General features: G+C 30.5%; 19 protein-coding genes. 13 read left to right on the top strand and 6 right to left on the bottom strand.

Annotation, left to right across the window (positions count from 1 at the left end; genetic code table 11):
• Positions 1–84: 84 nt before the first annotated feature.
• Positions 85–1194 carry an AI-2E family transporter gene (locus L1S49_RS16940; protein ID WP_238906597.1) on the bottom strand — a complete coding sequence of 370 codons (1110 nt, stop codon included), beginning with the start codon at positions 1192–1194 and terminating at the stop codon, positions 85–87.
• 171 nt (positions 1195–1365) lie between these two features.
• Between L1S49_RS16940 and L1S49_RS16935 the strand changes: the two genes are divergently transcribed.
• The 3 genes from L1S49_RS16935 to L1S49_RS16925 all read left to right on the top strand — a co-directional run bounded on the left by L1S49_RS16935 (position 1366) and on the right by L1S49_RS16925 (position 4445).
• On the top strand, positions 1366–3210 hold the full coding sequence (locus L1S49_RS16935; RefSeq protein WP_238906596.1) for an LTA synthase family protein: 1845 nt from the start codon (positions 1366–1368) through the stop codon (positions 3208–3210).
• 9 nt (positions 3211–3219) lie between these two features.
• A complete protein-coding gene (locus L1S49_RS16930; protein ID WP_238906595.1) occupies positions 3220–3462 on the top strand; it encodes a hypothetical protein in 243 nt (80 codons plus the stop codon).
• Positions 3463–3557: 95 nt separating this feature from the next.
• Positions 3558–4445 (top strand): YncE family protein, encoded by an 888-nt coding sequence (locus L1S49_RS16925; protein WP_238906594.1) that lies wholly within the window; start codon positions 3558–3560, stop codon positions 4443–4445.
• Here the strand turns inward: L1S49_RS16925 and L1S49_RS16920 are convergent.
• On the bottom strand, positions 4434–4958 hold the full coding sequence (locus L1S49_RS16920) for a DUF4364 family protein (protein WP_073019874.1): 525 nt from the start codon (positions 4956–4958) through the stop codon (positions 4434–4436). The two genes, L1S49_RS16925 and L1S49_RS16920, sit on opposite strands and share 12 nt — an antisense overlap.
• A 176-nt stretch (positions 4959–5134) precedes the next feature.
• Here L1S49_RS16920 and pdaB point away from each other — a divergent pair, with 176 nt between their 5' ends.
• Together pdaB and L1S49_RS16910 are read left to right on the top strand one after the other, a co-directional pair.
• The gene (gene pdaB / locus L1S49_RS16915) at positions 5135–5842 is read left to right on the top strand and encodes a polysaccharide deacetylase family sporulation protein PdaB (protein WP_238906599.1); all 708 of its coding nucleotides are present in this window, start codon (positions 5135–5137) and stop codon (positions 5840–5842) included.
• Between the two features lie 120 nt (positions 5843–5962).
• Complete coding sequence (locus L1S49_RS16910) at positions 5963–6634, top strand: single-stranded DNA-binding protein (protein WP_073019873.1); 672 nt, start codon at positions 5963–5965, stop codon at positions 6632–6634.
• Positions 6635–6671: 37 nt separating this feature from the next.
• On the opposite strand, the gene dapD is transcribed toward L1S49_RS16910, so the two are convergent.
• Positions 6672–7382 carry a 2,3,4,5-tetrahydropyridine-2,6-dicarboxylate N-acetyltransferase gene (dapD, locus tag L1S49_RS16905; protein ID WP_073019872.1) on the bottom strand — a complete coding sequence of 237 codons (711 nt, stop codon included), beginning with the start codon at positions 7380–7382 and terminating at the stop codon, positions 6672–6674.
• Between the two features lie 138 nt (positions 7383–7520).
• On the opposite strand from dapD, the gene L1S49_RS16900 reads away from it, so the two are divergent.
• The 7 genes from L1S49_RS16900 to L1S49_RS16870 all read left to right on the top strand — a co-directional run bounded on the left by L1S49_RS16900 (position 7521) and on the right by L1S49_RS16870 (position 15306).
• Positions 7521–8057 (top strand): cob(I)yrinic acid a,c-diamide adenosyltransferase, encoded by a 537-nt coding sequence (locus L1S49_RS16900; protein ID WP_238906593.1) that lies wholly within the window; start codon positions 7521–7523, stop codon positions 8055–8057.
• Positions 8057–9196 (top strand): aminotransferase class I/II-fold pyridoxal phosphate-dependent enzyme, encoded by a 1140-nt coding sequence (locus tag L1S49_RS16895; protein WP_238906592.1) that lies wholly within the window; start codon positions 8057–8059, stop codon positions 9194–9196. Before L1S49_RS16900 ends, L1S49_RS16895 begins: the two co-directional genes overlap by 1 nt.
• A gap of 521 nt (positions 9197–9717) precedes the next feature.
• Positions 9718–10647 carry an ABC transporter permease gene (locus tag L1S49_RS16890; RefSeq protein ID WP_073019869.1) on the top strand — a complete coding sequence of 310 codons (930 nt, stop codon included), beginning with the start codon at positions 9718–9720 and terminating at the stop codon, positions 10645–10647.
• Entirely contained in the window at positions 10648–11595 is a 948-nt protein-coding gene (locus L1S49_RS16885) for an ABC transporter permease (protein ID WP_073019868.1), read from the top strand.
• Positions 11596–11607: 12 nt separating this feature from the next.
• Positions 11608–12615 (top strand): ABC transporter ATP-binding protein, encoded by a 1008-nt coding sequence (locus L1S49_RS16880; protein ID WP_238906591.1) that lies wholly within the window; start codon positions 11608–11610, stop codon positions 12613–12615.
• 3 nt (positions 12616–12618) lie between these two features.
• Complete coding sequence (locus L1S49_RS16875; RefSeq protein ID WP_238906590.1) at positions 12619–13593, top strand: dipeptide ABC transporter ATP-binding protein; 975 nt, start codon at positions 12619–12621, stop codon at positions 13591–13593.
• A 60-nt stretch (positions 13594–13653) separates the two neighbouring features.
• Complete coding sequence (locus L1S49_RS16870; RefSeq protein ID WP_238906589.1) at positions 13654–15306, top strand: peptide ABC transporter substrate-binding protein; 1653 nt, start codon at positions 13654–13656, stop codon at positions 15304–15306.
• Between the two features lie 99 nt (positions 15307–15405).
• On the opposite strand, the gene dapB is transcribed toward L1S49_RS16870, so the two are convergent.
• The 3 genes from dapB to L1S49_RS16855 are packed head-to-tail and all read right to left on the bottom strand — an operon-like array spanning position 15406 to position 18069.
• Positions 15406–16167 carry a 4-hydroxy-tetrahydrodipicolinate reductase gene (gene dapB, locus L1S49_RS16865; protein WP_073019862.1) on the bottom strand — a complete coding sequence of 254 codons (762 nt, stop codon included), beginning with the start codon at positions 16165–16167 and terminating at the stop codon, positions 15406–15408.
• A 10-nt stretch (positions 16168–16177) separates the two neighbouring features.
• Positions 16178–17059, bottom strand: coding sequence for a 4-hydroxy-tetrahydrodipicolinate synthase (dapA, locus tag L1S49_RS16860; protein ID WP_238906588.1), 882 nt, complete (start codon positions 17057–17059; stop codon positions 16178–16180).
• A gap of 17 nt (positions 17060–17076) precedes the next feature.
• Positions 17077–18069, bottom strand: coding sequence for an aspartate-semialdehyde dehydrogenase (locus tag L1S49_RS16855; RefSeq protein ID WP_238906587.1), 993 nt, complete (start codon positions 18067–18069; stop codon positions 17077–17079).
• Between the two features lie 173 nt (positions 18070–18242).
• Between L1S49_RS16855 and L1S49_RS16850 the strand changes: the two genes are divergently transcribed.
• Entirely contained in the window at positions 18243–18494 is a 252-nt protein-coding gene (locus L1S49_RS16850; RefSeq protein ID WP_238906586.1) for a small, acid-soluble spore protein, alpha/beta type, read from the top strand.
• Positions 18495–18552 lie beyond the last annotated feature (58 nt).

Below are 18552 nucleotides of genomic sequence, written 5' to 3'. Positions count from 1 at the left end.
AATCCAATTTATGAATTGTATAGCAAAAGGGGTATTTTCATATTTGAAAATACCCCTTTTGTCAACGGTCTGAGAGCAGTAATTTTACTGCTCTTTCTCTTTATGAGAGGTATTATTAATAATATGCAAGGAATAAGTTTTAATCAATGCCATGATAGGTACACTTAAAAACATTCCTAAAACTCCAAACAACCCACCGCCTATTGTAATTGCTAAAATTACTAAAAGAGGTGATAAACCAACCTTTTCGCTAAGTATTTTAGGTCCTAAATAAAAACCATCAAATTGTTGTAGTAAAAATATGAAAAGTAAAACTATAAAAGCTTTCATAGGGTCTGCTAAAAAAGTTAAAATAAAAGCCGGAATCATTCCTATGAATGGTCCAAAGTAAGGAATCATATTAGTTACACCAACTATGATTGATATAAGTAAAGCAAATGGTGCATGTATTAAAAGTAAACCAATGTAACATAAAACACCTATGATAAATGAATCTATTGATTTACCTATGATAAATTCAGAGAAAACTGAATTAGCTTCACTAAGGAATTCAAGTATTTCATCTTGTTTAGGGTTAGGAAATAAGCGACATATAATTCTTTTACTTATATTAAGCAGTTTTTCCTTATCTTTAAGTATATATATAGATATTATGAACCCAAAAATAAATTTAAAAAAAGAAGTAGTAAATTTAATTGTTGAACTAAATAGAGAGGAAAGTAAACTGTTAATAAATACATTAATGTCATTTAAACTCTTAGTTAATGTCTCTTCTAGTCTATCTACAATTAGAGGATTTAAATAATAATCTTTATTAAATTCATTTATCTTATCTGTAAGCCAAACTTGAGTATTTTCTGCATACTCAGGAAGGTTTCTAAACAAGTCTCCTAAACTATTAAATACTGTAGGGAATATTATAACTACGCCTAAAGCTATTACACCAATTACAATTATATATGTAATTATAAGAGAAGGCACTCTCTTAATATTAAAACGTCTTTCTATCAATTTCATTAATGGATTAAAAAAATAAGCTAATCCAAGAGCCCAAAAAAACGGTGAAAGCATAGACAGTATTTTGCTACCAAAAGGAATAAGTGAGCTTTCCCAACTTAAAATCAGTTTAAGCATTAAAATCGATATCAAAATAATGGGTATTAAATTAAAGTGGAATTTTTTAAAAATCTTCAATAAGCTGTCCTCCTTGACTATCATACTTAAATATTTATCATATAAACTACATTTAGTCAAATTAATAAGTATTAAGATTAAAATAAGAATAATATAAGAAAATTTGTATTAATAATAGGGGGAAATGGTGCTATAATTAACTGAATACTAACGCTAAGAGGGACTGATGAGATGTTAAATGTAAATATAAATCAAAAGAAGAGCTTAAGTCAATTATCTAGTGAAATGATGATGGATATAAAAGAAAATAGATATTTTAAATTATCTTTCATATCTGTATTAGTAAAATCAATTATCTTTATAATATTGATCTCAGATGATAAAGCAAATGGGGTTAATATTATGAGAATTTTTTATTCCTATCCACCTATTTTAGTATATTTTAGTTTTATAGCACTATTTTTATCCTTTGGATTTTTATTTAGGGGTAAAGGGCAATATATTTGTTTTCTGTTCTTGAATATATTATTTACAGTCCTTGTAATAGGGGACTTGTGGTACTTTAGAAGTAACGCTTCTTTTTTAACATTACATATGATGAAGATGACAAGTAATTTAGATAATTTGGGGTCATCTATAATTTCCATGGTACGAGCTGTCGATATTCTATTTATAATAGATATCCCAGTGATGATACTACTTAAAATTAAGGATAAGAAAAGTAAATTTAAAAGAAATACATATAGTTTTTTAGCTTTATTCATACTATCAATTGGGTATTTAACTTATGCACATATAAAAATAGATAAATATGATAAAGGATTTACAAATCAAATGATTTTCGCAAAGAGTTGGAGTCCTAATCAGACTATGTCTAACTTAACCCCAATTGGATATCACATATTTGATTCTTATAATTATTATAAAGAATCGAAACCTTATGTACTTAATAATGAAGAAAAAGAAAATGCAGCTAACTGGTTTCAAAACAAAAAGGAAAACCTAGAAGACAATGAATATTATGGAGCCATGAAAGGAAAAAATGTATTAGTAGTTCAATGGGAGTCTCTTGAGAATTTTGTAATAGGGCAAAAAGTAAATGGACAAGAAGTAACTCCTAACTTAAATAAAATTCTTAATAATTCTTTGTACTTTGATAATTTTTATGAACAAACTTATAATGGTACAAGTGCTGATGGAGAATTAATAACTAATACCTCTGTTTTTCCTGTAAGAGAGGGTGCAACATTTTTTAGATATCCTAGTAATGAATATAAATACTCACTACCTAACGTGTTTAAAGGATTAGGATATGAAACAATAGCTTCTCATCCTGATAAAGGTTCATATTGGAACTGGATGCCTGCACTTAAGTCTATTGGATACGAAAAAACAATAGACTCTACGGATTACAATGTTGATGAGATAATAAACCTTGGAATAAGTGATCAAAGTTATCTTAAGCAGTTTGGGGATAAACTTGGAAGTTTAAAATCACCTTTTTTAGCTTATACAGTTACTTTAACAAGTCATTCTCCTTTTACGGTTTTACCAGAGAAAGATAAGGAATTAAAGCTTCCAGACAATTTAAATAATACTAGAATAGGAGGATACCTACAAAGTATTAATTATACAGACAAATACTTTGGTAAGTTCCTAGAGGATTTAGATAAAAAGGGAATTTTAAAAGATACTGTTATTGTTGTATATGGTGACCATGAAGGAGTTCATAAATTCTATGATGATGAGGTTAAAGCTACCTCAGGATTAGAAGACTGGATGAGGGACAACAATAGAAAAGTTCCTTTAATAATATATAATAAAGATATTGAGAAAAAAACACTACATGTAAATGGTGGACAAGTAGATACACTTCCTACAGTAGCATATCTGTTTGGCGTTAACTTAGATAAGGAGTCGGATAAAACTATTGGAAGAAACCTTCTTAATACTAAAAAGGATTTTGTAGTGTTATCAACAAGAGAATTTATAGGTGATGAGAAAGAGAAGGAAGAGATGCTCAAAGCCATAGATTTAAGTGATATGCTTATAAGAGCTAATTACTATAAGGATTAGGTGAATGATATGAACAAAAAAATATATATTTTATCAATTGTACCATTAATATTTCCTATATTATCAAGAGAAGATATTATTCCTTGGGTAATTGCTTTATTTTTTGTAAATAAAAGCATACAAGCTATAAAATCAAATATTAATGTGAACAGAAAACTACTTATTAATATTACATCATCTGGAGCTCTTATTTTAGCATTTAATTTATTGGCTTCAGTAATACAAAACTATTTTTATAAGTTATTATTATAATTATCAATTTATCCTCCTTTTTAGGAGGATTTTTTTATCCATTTTTATAATAGTTTCATATATTATATTAAAGGTTATAAATAGGAGGTGTAAAGTTGGAAGGTATATGTGTTTGTAACATTGCATCTAATTCACTTTCCTTTATAGACATAAATGATTATAAAGTGGGAACCTGCCCGATTACTTTAGGAGAATGCCCTTCAGGTCCTCATGGAATATGTCTATGGAGTGAATTTATAGTAACGGCTAATAGCTACAGTAATTCCATTTCTTTTGTTTCGATAAGAGATAAGAAAGAACAAAAGAATATTTATGTAGGTGCTCATCCTAGTGATGTAAAAGTGTATTTAAACAAAATATATGTTGTATGCGGAGAAAGTAATAGCCTAGCTATTTATGACTTAAATGAAGAGAAAATAATAAAAGAAATAGCTTTAGATTTATATCCTCACAGTATAGATATAAATAAGTGTGGCATGGCTGCTATAGTAAACATGCAATCTAATAAAATAAGTATAGTAGATTGCAATAAGGATATAAAGATAAAAGACATCTCAGTTGGCGAATTTCCAACAAAGTGTAGAATTACGGATGATTCAAAAGGTATAGTTGTCTGTGAAAGTTGTTTAGGTATGCATGTTCAAGGTAGCATAACTAAGTACGATATAGAAAATGAGAGTATAGGATACAAATATAAAGTGGGATATGGACCAGTAGATTTTTTTACAAGTGAAGATAAGATATATGTTTCTAATTTTGAAGAAGGAAGCGTTAGTATAGTGGATTTAAAGCTTGAAAAATTAGAGAAGATTAGCTTAGGAGGAATGCCAAGAGGTATACTTTTAAATGGAGATAAATTATATATAGCAGACAATTTCAAAAATAAACTAATAGTTGTTGATTGTATTACAAAGAAATTAGAAAAAACCATAACTTTAGGAAATGAACCTAATGCTATGGTTTATTATAATCTATTGTATTAATGAATTAATTATTTTAGTATAAATTTCAGAAGAATTTTCTTTCCATTTAGAGCATAAGTCAATGGCCTGTTTTTTTGAACCTACGCTTAGTTTTAGATCAATTAATAAGGAGTTATTTTCTAATGCTTTTAGAGTTACTATAAAGGAGTTATTATCATCAGGTGTGTAATCACTATGAATGGTTAGCTCCTTTTTTATTGACTCCCTTTTTTCAACTATATAACTATCTAAAATTGCTATTTTTGATTTAGAAATCCTGTCTCCAAAAAAGGTTAAAACATTGTCCCCTTTATCAGTTAATTGGATAAAATGTTTTTCATTTATATATTGATATTCTATAAAACCAGACGTGTCTAAATCATCAATATATTGCTGGAGAGTAAAATAATTTATAAAGCTTGTTTCTAAAACTAAATCTGTTAATTGAGTTTTAGTTACTGGATATTTAATGTTTTTTACTATATATAATAGGATAAGCTTGTTTTCAGCTAATTCCAAAGAATTTTCCTGCATATTAGTCCCTCCGATATATTGTGATTTTATTCAATTATAACACAAAATATTGGGAGAAGTAAGTAATGATTGGTTAAGAAATGTAATATAATTTATAAAATCCATAAATAGGTGGTGAGTATTTGAAAAGATTAATTATAAAAAGTACGTTGTTAGTCACGATACTTTTATCCTTGATGTTAATTAGTATATTAATTTCTAGAAATAGTGACTCAGCTTCAGCGAATGTAAATAGTATGCCTATTTATAGGGTTGATAGGGAGGAGAAATGGGTTGCACTAACTTTTGATGTAAACTGGGCTGAAAGAGATTACCTAGAGGAGATATTAAGTGTATTAAAGAAAAATGATGTTAAAGCTACATTTTTTGTTATGGGGAAGTGGATTATATATCCTGAGGATAAATCGGATAAACTTCTTGCAATTAAAGAAGGAGGACACGAAATAGAAAATCACAGTTATGAGCATCCTGATTTTCAAAAGATAACTAAAGAGAGAATGAAGTCGGAAATAAACAAGACAGAAGAGATATTTAAGAAGTATGGTATAGAAAATAAGAAGATGTTTAGATGTCCTTCAGGATCTTATAATGAGGAAACATTGAAGGTTGCTGATGAAATGGGCTACAAAGTAGTTCAATGGGATGTTGATTCACTTGATTGGAAAGAAACAGGACAAGAATATGAATATAGTAGAGTAATTAACAATGTAAAAAATGGTTCAATAGTTCTATTTCATAATAATGGTAAATATACACCGGCAAATTTAGATAAAATAATAAAAAATCTAAAAAATCAGGGATATGAATTTAAGAAAATTGAAGAAATTTTGTTTGAGAAAGATTATTTCATTAATGGAGAAGGTATACAAAAAAATAATTTATAAAATTTAACAATTGTTTATTGAAAAATTGAAAACTATTGTATTATAATTGATATATATAATTTCTTCCTATTATTGGCTATTGATGAAATATATTAAAAACTAATGGAGAGAGGGGTAAAGATGGACAATTTAATGTTAAATAATAAGATTTGTTTAGAAGGCAGGGTTGCTTCAAATCTAGATTTTTCTCATGAAATGTATGGGGAGGGTTTTTACAGCTTTGACCTAGAAGTTCAAAGACTTTCTGATTCAGTGGATATTTTAAGTATAACAGTTTCTGAAAGATTATTAACAGACCTAGAGTTAAACCTAGGAGCAGATATAGTGGTTGAGGGACAACTAAGAAGTTATAATAAATTTGTAGATGGATCTAATAGATTAATATTAACGGTATTTGCAAGAAATATAGTTCCTTGTGAAGAAAAAAGCAAAAACCCTAACGAAATATTTTTAGATGGTTATGTATGTAAGGAACCAGTTTATAGGACAACACCTTTTGGTAGAGAAATTGCGGATGTGTTGTTAGCTGTTAATAGAGCATATAATAAATCAGACTATATACCAACTATAGCCTGGGGAAGAAATTCGAGATTCTGCCAAAGCTTAGAGGTAGGAGATAACATAAGAATATGGGGAAGGCTTCAAAGCAGAGAATATCAGAAAAAGATATCTGAAAATGAAATCGTGAGAAAAGTTGCATATGAGGTTTCTATATCAAAAATGGAGAAAGTTGATAAAGAAGAATCCTATGACTCACAAGAAGAAAATAAAGATGCATCTTTTGGTGCGTAAAAAAAGGCTAGATTTTCTAGCCTTTCTTTTATGTAGATTATTTTCTAAGATCATCAAGTAATTGAGTCTTATTTTTTGTTTTATCATCAACATATTTTATTATTTTTGCTGGTGTACCTGCTACAACAACACCAGAAGGAACATCATCAACAACTACTGAACCAGCAGCTACAACTGAACCTTTGCCGATTTTAATTCCTTCAAGAATTACAGCATTAGCCCCTATTAATACATCATCCTCAATTACACATGGCTCTTTTGAAGGTGGTTCCAAAACTCCTGCAACAACTGCGCCAGCGCCTAGATGTACTCTTTTACCAAGTTGTCCTCTAGCACCAACAACTGCATTCATGTCTACCATAGTACCTTCGCCTATTTCAGCTCCGATATTAATTACGGCACCCATCATAATTACAGCATTTTTAGCTATTGTAACCTTATCTCTTATTATTGCACCTGGCTCAATTCTAGCATCTACATCTAAAAGATTTAACATAGGAATAGCAGAATTTCTTCTATCATTTTCAACTCTAAAATGTTTAATCTTATGTTTGTTGTCTAAAATAAGCTTGGTTATCTCATCACTTTCTCCAAAAAGTATAAAGAATTCACCAGTGCCATACCATTCAATGCTTCCCATATCGCAACCATTAAGGTCTCCATTAACATAAACCTTAACAGGAGTAGACTTCTTAGATTCCTTTATGAATCTAGCTATTTCGTATGGATCTGTAAAATTATAGCTCATTTTATCACCCTTTCAAAAATATTACCATGTTTTGCATGGTATAATAAATAATTATAAACAAAAAAAGCCATACTTTAAAGGGGTAAAGTGGATTTAATTTGATTTTATTAAAATATTAAAGAATAAAGGAGAAATAATATGAAATTAGATAAAGGAATGATACAAGTATATACAGGTGATGGAAAAGGAAAAACCACTGCAGCTATAGGGCAAGGTATTAGAGCTTATGGTAACGGGCTAAGGGTAGTTATGATTCAATTTCTTAAAAGCAATGAAACTGGAGAGTTAAATGTATTAAAAAATCTTGGAGACAATTTCAAACTTGTAAGATTAGAAAAAAAGAGAGGTTTTGTATGGACTCTTAAAACTGATGAGATAGAAGAGTTGAAAAAAGAGGTAATTGAGGAGTATAATTATGCAAAAGAAGTATTAGCTAATGATTCATGTGATGTATTAATCCTGGATGAAGTTATGGGAGTACTTAAAAATAATTTTTTAAGTGAAGATGATGTTTTAGAACTTATTAAATCAAAACAAAATCATGTTGAAATAATATTAACGGGAAGAAATGTACCAGAAAAGATTGCAGGTTATGCAGATTTAATAACAGAGATGAAAGAAGTTAAACATTATTTTTCAAAAGGGGTAAATGCAAGAAGGGGGATAGAATATTAATGAATAGAAATGTAAATAAAATAGAGATATCAGGTATAAGAAAGTTTTTTAATTTAGTAAATGAAGTACCAGATGCAATATCTTTAACTTTGGGACAACCTGATTTTAAAACTCCAGAAAGTATAAAAAATGGAGTTATACAAGCCATAAAGGAAGATAAAACAGAATACACATCTAATGCAGGAATATTACCTTTAAGAGAAGAAATAACAAGGTATCTAGAGACTTTAGGAATAAATTATAATAGCGATGAAGTATGTATAACTATTGGAGGAAGTGAAGGGCTATATTCAGTTCTATCTGCTGTTGTAGATAAGGGGGATAAGGTATTAGTTCCATCAATAGGCTATCCTGCTTATGAAAGTATAGTAACAGTAATAGACGGTGAGGTTATAAATTATAACCTTAACAAGGACTTTACTCTAGATTTTTCTGATATTGAAGATAAAATAATAAAACATGATATAAAACTCATGGTACTTTCATATCCATCTAATCCTACTGGAGCATTATTATCTAAAGAGGATAGAGATAGATTAGCTGATATAATAAGAAAATACAACATAGTGGTTGTTACAGATGAGATATATGGATCATTAAGTTATGATGAATATTATTCTATAGCACAGATAGACGATATTAAAGAAAATATCATTTATGTAAGTGGATTTTCAAAGATGTTTTCAATGACAGGATTAAGGCTTGGGTATATATGTACAACTAATAATTTCATGAAAGAGATTATGAAGGTTCATCAGTACAATGTATCTTGTGCACCCTCCATAATTCAATGGGGAGTTTTTAATGGTTTTAGAGAAGCATTAAAAAATTTAGAAATTATGAAAAAAACATTTGTTGATAGAAGAGATTTTGTGTATAATAGATTTGTTGACATGAATATAGATGTTATTCTTCCAAAGGGAGCTTTTTACATATTTCCATCTATTGAAAGCTTAAACATATCTTCACAAGAGTTTTGTAGAAGGTTACTTTTTGAAAGAAAGGTTGCGTGTGTTCCTGGAAATGCTTTCGGCAAAGGTGGCGATAAATATTTTAGGATTAGCTATTGCTATTCAAAAGAAGATTTATCTAAAGCTTTGGATATAATAGAAGATTTTATTTTGGAATTAAAATCTTAAAGCTTTGCTTTAAGATTTTTTTTGTTTAAGATGTGAAAGCGGATACTTAGTTTAGAGAATCACAAAGGCAATTGCAGAATTATGATAATTAAATAATGATTATTATGGGTATTTTATATAGAATTATGAGGAATACTAGATATATAATTATAAAAAGTTGTTAATAAATCATGTTTTGTCATTAAAAGTTTAATATTTTCATATAAATATTAAAACTTAGCAATTTTATATTGATTATTATTAAATTATCATCAAATTGGGTGAAATTGCCCCTTGGAAAATGTGAAAGTAAAAATAAGATAAAGTGTTTGGAAAGCATGCGTATATAATTAATGCAACGATTACAAGTACCCTTGAAATACATATTAAATAGTTAAAAAACCATTTATTAATTTGATAATATATTAATATTTATAAATTAATATTAATATATTATATTGACATTTTGGTTTTGTGTAATATAATTATAATTAATAAATTTTGTATGTATTTGGCGAAAGATTAAAGGAGGAGAAGAGTCCATGTTAAAATATGTGCTCAAAAGGCTAGTTTCTAGTATTGTAACAATATTCATAGTTGCTACGGCAGTTTTCTTTTTAATGAGATTTATGCCTGGTGGTCCATTTGATGGAGAGAAAATGACAGCTGAAACAAAGAAAAATCTTGAGGTTAAGTATGGTTTGGACAAGCCACTTGGTGAACAATATAAAACCTACATAGGAAATCTAGTTAAGGGTGATTTAGGTGTTTCATTAAACACTTACAAAGGAAGAACTGTTAACTGGTTAATCGGATATTCATTCCCAGCTTCAGCAAAAGTTGGTGCAATTGCAATTCTTGTATCTTTAGTATTAGGTATTCTTTTAGGAATTGTTGCTGCTTTATATCAAGATAAGTGGCCTGATTCATTATCGATGTTCGTGGCAACGTTGGGAGTTACCATACCTAGCTTTGTTGTAGCTGCTGTACTGATATACTTCTTTGCAGTTAAATGGAGATTGCTTCCAGCTACTGGTTTTTCAAGTTGGAAAAACTATATAATGCCTGTAATTGCTTTATCAGGTTCATCAACAGCATTTATTACTAGATTATCAAGAAACAGACTTATAGATGTTATGAAATCAGATTATATAAGAACAGCAAAAGCAAAAGGGTTAAGTCAAACTACTGTTATTTTTAAACATGCTTTAAAAAATTCTTTAATACCAGTAGTTACATATTTAGGTCCATTGATAGCTTCAATTTTAACAGGATCATTTGTTGTAGAAAAAATGTTTGCTATTCCGGGATTAGGAAGAGAGTTCGTGCAATCAGTTACTAATAGAGACTATACAGTTTTATTAGGAGCTACGGTATTCTATTGCGTTTTTCTTGTTGTTGCGAACTTATTAGTAGATTTGATTTACGTTGTAATTGATCCAAGAATTAAACTAGATAACACAGAAGCTTAGATGGAGGTAGAACAAGTGGAATTTTCAAAAGACATGTTTCAACCATTAAATGGTGATGAAAAACAATTAAAACAAATACCTAGACCGACAGTTACTTATTGGCAAGATGCATGGAGAAGATTAAAAAACAATAAAGTTGCACTTATATCTCTATTAGTGGTTATATTTATAACTTTGATGGCTATTATTGTACCTATGGTTTCTCAATATACTTACGATAAGAACAACTTACAAACAACTAATTTAAGCCCTTCTGCAGAACACTGGTTTGGTACAGATGCATTAGGAAGAGACTTATTTGTAAGAACTATGTATGGTGCAAGATATTCTCTTATTATAGGATTAGTTGCGGCTGTAATTAACCTATTTATAGGAGTAATTTATGGAGGAATATCTGGATACGTTGGCGGTAGAGTAGATAATATAATGATGAGAATAGTAGATATATTATATGCTATACCTACTACTATATATGTAATTTTACTTATGACAGTAATGTCAAAGCCAGGGCAAGCGGGAAGCGGACTTGGAAGTATAATTCTTGCTATATCAATAACTTATTGGCTTAATATGGCTAGAATAGTAAGAGGTGAAATTCTTCAACTTAAGAGTCAAGAGTTCGTTCTTGCAGCAAAAACTCTTGGTGCATCAGGAAAAAGAATTATATTTAGACATCTAGTTCCAAATGCTATGGGTTCAATAATGGTTACACTTACATTATTAATACCTCAAGCTATATTTACTGAAGCATTCTTAAGCTTTATAGGTTTAGGGGTTGCAGCGCCAAGGGCATCTTTAGGAACATTAGCAAATGATGGTCAAACAGCAATATACACTTATCCGTATCAGTTGTTTTTCCCATCCTTGATTATATGCTTAATAATCTTAGCGTTTAATCTTTTTGGTGATGGACTAAGTGATGCATTGGATCCTAAGAAGAGAAAGTAGGAGGAATTAGATATGGAAAAGATATTAGACGTTAAAGATTTGAGAACCTCTTTCTTCACTCATGTAGGAGAAGTAAAGGCTGTTAGAGGAGTTTCTTTTTCCTTAGCAAAAGGAGAAGCTTTAGGAATAGTTGGAGAATCTGGTTCAGGTAAAAGTGTTACCATGATGAGCATAATGAAATTATTACAAGAAAATGGTAAAGTTGTTGGCGGAGAAGTTAACTTTGATGGTAAAAACATTAAAGATATGCCAGAGAAAGAAATGGAGAAAATTAGAGGAAATGACATAGGGATGATATTCCAAGACCCAATGACAAGTTTGAATCCAGTTTTCACTGTAGGTCAACAATTGACTGAACCATTAATTAAACATAGAAAAATATCAAAAAAAGAAGCTGAGAAGTTAGCTGTTGATATGCTAAATTTAGTTGGAATACCTTCCCCAGAACAAAGAATGAAGCAATATCCTCATGAATTCTCTGGTGGTATGAGACAAAGAGTTATGATAGCGATGGCTTTAATCTGTGATCCTAAGTTCTTAATAGCTGATGAGCCAACTACTGCTTTGGATGTAACAATTCAAGCACAAATACTTGAGCTTATGAAAAAACTTAAAAATGAGTTAGGAACTGCAATTATATTAATTACTCATGATTTAGGAGTAGTTGCAGATGTATGTGATAGAATTAATGTAATGTATGGTGGAATAATAGTTGAATCTGGAGATGTTAGAGACATATTCTATAGAGCAAGACATCCATATACTTGGGGTCTTTTAGGAAGTGTTCCAAATCCAAAGGAAATTATTAGAGAAAAACTTAAACCTATAGAAGGTCAACCACCAGATTTACTTAACCCACCAGTTGGATGTCCTTTTGCAGCAAGATGTGAATATGCAATGAAGTTATGTATAGAAAAACAACCACCACTACTTAAAATTGGTGAGGGACATAGTGCAGCTTGCTGGTTAAATCATCCTGATGCACCTAAAGTTGAAGCACCTATTAAGAAGGGGGAGTAACAAATGAAAGAAAAGAAAACAATTATAGAAGTTAATGAACTAACTAAATACTTCCCTGTAAATAAAGGGATGTTTTCAAAAAAGAGCTATGTAAAAGCTGTTGATAGAGTAAGCTTTAATATAAAAGAAGGCGAAACATTAGGACTAGTTGGAGAATCAGGATGTGGTAAAACTACTACTGGAAGAACGGTTCTAAAGTTATATAAACCAACATCAGGTAATATAATATTTGAAGGGAAAGATATTACAAACCTTTCAGATTCAGAAATGTTACCATATAGAAAAAAAATGCAAATGATTTTCCAAGATCCTTATGCATCATTAAATCCAAGAATGACTGTTGGGGATATAGTTGGGGAAGCTTTAGATATTCATAACTTACTAAAAGGTAATGAAAGAATAGATAGAGTTAGAGATTTATTGAATAAAGTTGGATTGAATGGGGACCATATTAATAGATACCCACATGAGTTCTCAGGTGGTCAAAGACAAAGAATAGGAATAGCTAGAGCTCTAGCTGTTGAACCTAGCTTTATAGTTTGTGATGAACCTATATCTGCTCTTGATGTTTCTATTCAAGCACAGGTTGTTAATATGCTTGAAGAGTTACAAGAAGAGTTAGGAATAACATATTTATTTATAGCTCATGATCTTTCTATGGTTAAACACATATCAACTCATATAGGGGTTATGTATTTAGGAAGATTAGTTGAGAAAGCTGAAAGTAACAAATTGTATGCAGAACCACTACATCCATACACTAAAGCTTTACTTTCTGCTATACCTATTCCAGATCCAGATGCTGCTAAAGCAATGCAAAGGATAGTATTAGAAGGAGACCTTCCTTCACCAATAGATCCACCATCTGGATGTAGATTTAGAACTAGATGTAGGTATGCTATGCCAAAATGTGCAGAAATAGATCCTGAATTAAAGGATGTAGGAAATGAACATTATGTGGCATGTCATCTATATTAATTAATTAAGCGAATAATTGCAAAGCAATTATCATAAATAAAATTTAGAGGGGGAAAAAACATGAAAAATACTAAGCTTAAAAGAATTTTTGCTACAGCTTTAACAGTAGCACTAAGCTTATCTGTTCTTGCTGGTTGTGGTAAAAAAGACTCAGGTTCAACTGCAGCTGCTGAACAAATCGTAAGATATAACTTAGGTGCAAACCCTAAGACACTTGATCCTGCATTAAACTCTGCAGTGGATGGGGCTATAGTTTTAGTTAATGCTTTCGAAGGATTAATGAAACTAGATAACAATGATCAACCAGTTGCTGGAGTAGCTGAAAGCTATGAAATGAGCGCTGATGGCTTAACTTATACATTTAAGTTAAGAAAAGATGCAAAATGGTCTGATGGATCACAAGTTACTGCTGGTGATTTTGAATACGCTTGGAAAAGAGCATTAGATCCAGCTACAGCTGCTGAATATGCTTACCAAATGTATTATCTTAAAAACGGTGAGTCTTACAACACTAATGGTGGAGCTAAGAAAGATGATGTAGGAGTTAAAGCTACAGATGAATCTACACTTGTAGTTACATTAGAAAATCCAACTCCATATTTCTTATCATTAGCTGCATTCCCAACATATTTCCCAGTTAAGAAAGATGTTGTAGAAAAAGATGCTGATTGGGCTAACAAACCAGAAACTTATATCTCAAATGGTGCTTTCAAAATGAAAGAGTTTTTACCAAAAGATTCTATAACTTTTGTTAAAAATGACAACTATTATGGTAAAGCTGACGTTAAGTTAGATACAATCAAATATACACTTGTTGAAGATCAAAACTCAGCTTATGCATCATTAAAAGCTGGAGATTTAGATATGACTGATAGCGTACCTTCAGTTGAAATCGAAGCTGGAAAATCAGAAGGCATAGTTAAGACTTTCCCAAATCTTGGAACTTACTTCTATGTTATAAATGTAGGACCAAACGCTAAAAACATCAATGCTGATGCTGCAAAAGCATTATCTGATGCTAAAGTTAGAAAAGCATTAAACCTTGCTATAAACAGAAAAGACCTAGTATCAATACTTAAAGGCGGTCAAGAGCCAGCATTCTCATTTGTACCAACTGGAATAAATGTTGCAGGTGGAAAAGACTTCGCTAAAACTCAATACTTCAAACCAGAAGGCGATATGGCAGAAGCTAAGAAATTATTAGCTGAAGCTGGATATGCTGATGGAAAAGGACTTCCAACAATTGAAGTTCTATACAACTCAGGTGCTGGTCATGAGCAAGTTGCTCAAGCTGTTCAAGATATGTGGAAAACTAATCTTGGAATCAATGTAGAAATAAAAGCTCAAGAATGGGCTGTATTCCAAACTACAAGAAAACAAAAGAATTACTCAATTGCTAGACATGGTTGGTTAGGTGACTATGTTGACCCAATGACATTCTTAGATATGTGGGTTACAGGTTCAGGACAAAATGATGCTGCTTACAGCAATGCTAAATACGATGAATTAATCGGAAAAGCTAAAACTGAAACTGATGCTGCTAAGAGAGTAGAGTACATGCAAGATGCAGAAGCTCAATTAATGGAAGATATGCCAATCATACCATTATACTACTATACTCAAACTAAGGGTCTAAAACCATATGTAAAAGACGTACACATTTCTCCATTAGGATTTGTTTACTTCCAAACTGCATTTGTTGAAGCTCACTAAGATTAATTAAAAATAGCTGTCGCAAATTATTGCGACAGCTTCTTTTTATGCTTTAGCAAAAAACAAGACTAATAGTTTTAACTACTAGTCTTGTTTTGCTTAAAATTTAAGATTTAAAACATCATCCATATCATATAAGCCTGCTTCAGAAATATTACCCATATATTCACAAGCTTTTAATGCACCTACTGCAAAAACTTCTCTTGAGATAGCTTTGTGAGTTAGTTCAATAACTTCTCCAGCACCAGCAAAAATAACTTCATGATCACCAACAATTCCGCCGCCTCTAACAGCATGTATTCCAATTTCTTTATGCTCTCTCTTAGCAATTCCTTCTCTTCCATGAACAAACTTAGTTTCTTCACTGATGGATTCTTTTATGGTATCTGCTAAAAGAACAGCTGTACCAGATGGCGAGTCTAATTTCTGATTATGATGTTTTTCAACTATTTCTATGTCATAGTTATTATATAAAAATGGAGTTATTTTTCTTAATAGATTATTAATAAGGTTTATACCCACACTCATATTACCTGAGCGGAAAAGAGGAATTAAATTTGATGTTTCATCTATTAAATTCAAATCTTCTTGAGTAAAACCTGTAGAACATATTACAATAGGTTTTTTTGTTTTTTTAGAAAAGTCTAATAAACTTTTTAAAGCAGCTGCAGAAGAGAAATCTAATAGTACATCATAATCTACAGTACAGTCCTCTAAAGAAGTAAATACAGGATAATCTAGTTCATTAGTTTTGAACCTATCAATTCCAGCAACAATCTTTAAAGTATTAAAGTTTAGAGCGGTAGAAGATATAACTTTACCCATTCTACCTGAACAACCATGTAATAAAACTTTAATCATAATCTTCCTCCTATTTCATTAGTTTGTATTTTGATAATACATTTATAAGTGTATTTTTATTGATGTCTTCCATTTCATAAAGAGGAAGTCTTAAATCTCCAACATTCATATTTATTAAGTTTAAAGCTGTTTTTACTGGAATAGGATTTGTTTCAATAAAAAGAGTATTAATTAATTCTAAATATTCAAGTTGAAGATTCATAGAAGCATTAACATTACCGTCAAAATAGTTGGTACAAATGTCGTGAATTACTTTAGGGATAATATTTGATGCTACAGAAATGACACCTTTTCCCCCTAGAGATAATATAGGAACAATTTGATCATCATTTCCTGAGTAAATGTCAATTTTGTCTTTTAGCTTGGAGGCAATTAGAGCAATTTGGCTAATATCACCAGATGCTTCCTTAACTGCCTTGATATTGTCAAGTTCAATTAGTGATTCTAAAGATTTTGGAGTAATGTTCATACCTGTTCTTGATGGAACATTGTAAACAACTATTGGAATTGATACTTCATCATTTATAGCTTTAAAATGATGATAGAGTCCTTTTAGAGAAGTCTTGTTATAATAAGGATTAATTATAAGAAGACCATCGACTCCAATTGATTCAGCCCATTTACTCATATCTATAGAAGTTTTTGTGCTGTTGGTACCTGTGCCAGCTATAACTGGTATACGTCCATTTACAGTATCTACTGTGAATTTTATAGCATCTTTTTTTTCACTTTCGCTCATAGTTGATGCTTCACCAGTAGTTCCACATATTATTATGGCATCTGTTCCTTCAGAAATCTGCCATTCTATTAGTTCTCTTAACTTATGAAAATTTACCCCTGATTCATTAAATGGAGTAACAAGAGCAACGCCTGCACCTGTAAAAATAGACATAAATTAAACCTCCGATTTTATTTTTCTTTTGATATAATTAATTCTGCTATTTGAATAGCGTTTAAAGCGGCTCCTTTTCTTATATTATCAGCAACTACCCATAAGTTTAATCCGTTATCTATGGAGAAATCTCGTCTTATTCTTCCAACATAAACATCATCTTTGCCACTGATTTCTAGAGCCGTAGGATATTGTAACTCTTTAATATTATCATATACAGTTATTCCAGTTGAGTTGCTTAATAAAGAAAATATATCTTCTATCTTAAATTCATTTTCAAGTTCAACGTTTATACTTTCTGAATGAGAATTTAAAACAGGAACTCTTACTGTAGTTGCAGTAATTCTTAAATCTTGATTATGAAGTATTTTTTTAGTTTCTTCGATCATTTTTATTTCCTCTTTAGTGTATCCATTATCTGTGAATACATCGATATGAGGAAGTACATTACCTGCTATAGGATAAGGGAACTTCTTTGGAGCTTCACCTTTTAATCCATCCTCTAAATCTTTAATTCCTTGTATTCCTGCACCAGAAACTGCTTGATAGGTTGAATAAATAATTCTTTTTATTCCATATTTATCATAAAGAGGCTTTAAAGCCACAACTGCTTGAATTGTTGAACAGTTAGGATTTGCTATTATTCCTTTGTTCCAATCTATATCTTCTGGATTTACCTCCGGTACTACTAGTGGCACCTCAGGATTCATTCTCCATGCACTTGAATTATCAATTACTACAGCCCCGTATTTAGAGAAAATTGGAGCAAACTCTAATGAAGTATCTCCGCCAGCTGAAAATAGAGCGAAGTCTATTTTTTTGCCTTTAATATTTTCTTCTCTTGTAGCTTCTACAAGGATATCTTGTCCTTTAAATTTTAATGCTTTACCCTCACTTCTTTCAGAAGCAAACAAGTAAAGTTCTTTCACTGGAAAGTTCCTCTCTTGAAGAATTTCTAAAAACTTTCTGCCTACGTTTCCAGTAGCCCCAACTATTGCCACGTTATACAAAATAATCCCCTCCTAAAAATAAATAAAATGACTTTACTAATCATTATAATCCTAATATAGAGAAAAGTATATTAAATATCAAGGTTTTTGAACAAATAATAGCAATGATATGAATAATTTTTGCCTCTTAAAGAAAAAATATAAAGTGAAATACTTTTTATAGGGGGTTAATTATGAGTAAAACACCTTTGAAAAAAATAATAAAGTCAAAGATTAAAAACAATAAAGAGTTAACTGATGTAGAAAAATTAAGAGAAAAACTAAAATATGAAATTGCAGAAGAACTAGGTTTAAAAGATAAGGTAGATGAATTTGGATGGGGAGGACTTACAGCAGAGGAGACAGGAAGAATAGGCGGAATTATGACCAAACGTAAAAAAACTCTTAAAATTCCAAGTAATAATGAAATATTAGGTAGAAAATAGGTTGACTTATTTAACCGAAATATATAATATGTTTTAGTAAGATTTACTGTGGGGGAAC

It is taken from the genome of Clostridium sp. YIM B02506 (assembly GCF_022324845.1).
In the GTDB taxonomy this organism is placed as follows: domain Bacteria; phylum Bacillota; class Clostridia; order Clostridiales; family Clostridiaceae; genus Clostridium_T; species Clostridium_T intestinale.
This window is presented reverse-complemented; position numbering and strand designations above follow the sequence as displayed.

Coding starts and splice junctions, on each gene's coding strand:
- L1S49_RS16875 (WP_238906590.1), top strand. CDS start 12,619: ATGAAAGAAAAGAAAACAATTATAGAAGTTAATGAACTAACTAAATAC.
- dapD (WP_073019872.1), bottom strand. CDS start 7,382: ATGAGCTATAATTTTACAGATCCATACGAAATAGCTAGATTCATAAAG.
- L1S49_RS16895 (WP_238906592.1), top strand. CDS start 8,057: ATGAATAGAAATGTAAATAAAATAGAGATATCAGGTATAAGAAAGTTT.
- L1S49_RS16850 (WP_238906586.1), top strand. CDS start 18,243: ATGAGTAAAACACCTTTGAAAAAAATAATAAAGTCAAAGATTAAAAAC.
- dapA (WP_238906588.1), bottom strand. CDS start 17,059: ATGTCTATTTTTACAGGTGCAGGCGTTGCTCTTGTTACTCCATTTAAT.
- L1S49_RS16935 (WP_238906596.1), top strand. CDS start 1,366: ATGTTAAATGTAAATATAAATCAAAAGAAGAGCTTAAGTCAATTATCT.
- L1S49_RS16910 (WP_073019873.1), top strand. CDS start 5,963: ATGGACAATTTAATGTTAAATAATAAGATTTGTTTAGAAGGCAGGGTT.
- L1S49_RS16870 (WP_238906589.1), top strand. CDS start 13,654: ATGAAAAATACTAAGCTTAAAAGAATTTTTGCTACAGCTTTAACAGTA.
- L1S49_RS16920 (WP_073019874.1), bottom strand. CDS start 4,958: ATGCAGGAAAATTCTTTGGAATTAGCTGAAAACAAGCTTATCCTATTA.
- dapB (WP_073019862.1), bottom strand. CDS start 16,167: ATGATTAAAGTTTTATTACATGGTTGTTCAGGTAGAATGGGTAAAGTT.
- L1S49_RS16885 (WP_073019868.1), top strand. CDS start 10,648: ATGGAGGTAGAACAAGTGGAATTTTCAAAAGACATGTTTCAACCATTA.
- L1S49_RS16880 (WP_238906591.1), top strand. CDS start 11,608: ATGGAAAAGATATTAGACGTTAAAGATTTGAGAACCTCTTTCTTCACT.
- L1S49_RS16900 (WP_238906593.1), top strand. CDS start 7,521: ATGAAATTAGATAAAGGAATGATACAAGTATATACAGGTGATGGAAAA.
- L1S49_RS16930 (WP_238906595.1), top strand. CDS start 3,220: ATGAACAAAAAAATATATATTTTATCAATTGTACCATTAATATTTCCT.
- L1S49_RS16890 (WP_073019869.1), top strand. CDS start 9,718: ATGTTAAAATATGTGCTCAAAAGGCTAGTTTCTAGTATTGTAACAATA.
- pdaB (WP_238906599.1), top strand. CDS start 5,135: ATGTTAATTAGTATATTAATTTCTAGAAATAGTGACTCAGCTTCAGCG.